Raw genomic sequence first — 961 nt, 5'->3', positions numbered from 1 at the left:
GGTGCCTCTATGTCTTTCGTCAAGCGAGGCGTGGGGTTCTGGGTTCGTAGAAGGTGCCGTCGCGGAGCATCGCGAACAGCACGTTGATCCGTTGTCGGGCCAGGCGGAGAAGGGCCTGGGTGTGGCTCTTGCCGCGGGCCCGACACTTGTCGTAGTAGGTGCGGGAGGCGGGGTCATGCAGGGCGGCGAACGCGGACAGGAACATCGCCCGCTTGAGCTGCCGGTTGCCGCCTCTGGGCGCGTGTTCGCCCTGGATCGAGGTCCCGGACGACTTCGTGGTCGGGGCGAGGCCGGCGTAGGAGGCCAGGTGGGCGGCGGTGGGGAAGCTGGTGCCGTCGCCGACGGTGACCAGCAAGGTGGCGGCGGTCCTGACGCCGACGCCGGGCAGCGACGTCAGGACCTTCGAAAGAGGGTGGTTCTCCAGCAGGGCCTCGATCTGGGATTCCAGGGCCCGGCGCTGTTCGTGGACAGCCGCGAGCGAGCGGGCCAGCGACGGGATCACGATGTCAAGCGTGCCGGTGCCCGGGACCACGACGGTCTGCTCGTCGAGCGCCTCGAAGACGTCATCGATCAGCCGCTGGGCCATCCTGGGGGCCTTGGGCCGGATCACCTCAACCAGCTTTCGGCGTCCGGCTTTTCTCAGAGCGTGCGGAGATCCGTAGCGTTCCAGCAGCCAGGTCACCGCCCGATGGTCGAGCCGGGGGCCGAGAACGCGTTCCAGCGACGGGTGGAACTGGGTGAGCAGGCCGCGTATCCGGTTGGAGGTGCGGGTGGCCTCGGCCGCGAGGTCCTGGTCGAAGCCGACCAGCACGGTCAGTTCGGCGGTGATCTCGTCGGTCAGTTCCAGCGAGCGCAGGGTGTGCGGCATCGTCCGGGCGGCATCCGCGATCACTGCGGCGTCCTTCGCGTCGGTCTTCGCCTCGCCCGGGTAGAGGTCGGCGATCCGCCGCATCGCGAGTCC

1 protein-coding gene is annotated in these 961 nt (G+C 69.0%); it reads right to left on the bottom strand.

Going from position 1 to position 961, the window contains the following annotated elements:
* Positions 1-19: 19 nt before the first annotated feature.
* The coding region (locus ACYVMZ_RS39345; RefSeq protein ID WP_461088117.1) for an IS110 family RNA-guided transposase at positions 20-961 on the bottom strand (942 nt) is incomplete at its 5' end.

It is taken from the genome of Streptomyces deserti (assembly GCF_054782695.1).
Note: the sequence above shows the minus strand (reverse complement) of the source record. Positions and strands in the feature narration are given on the sequence as shown.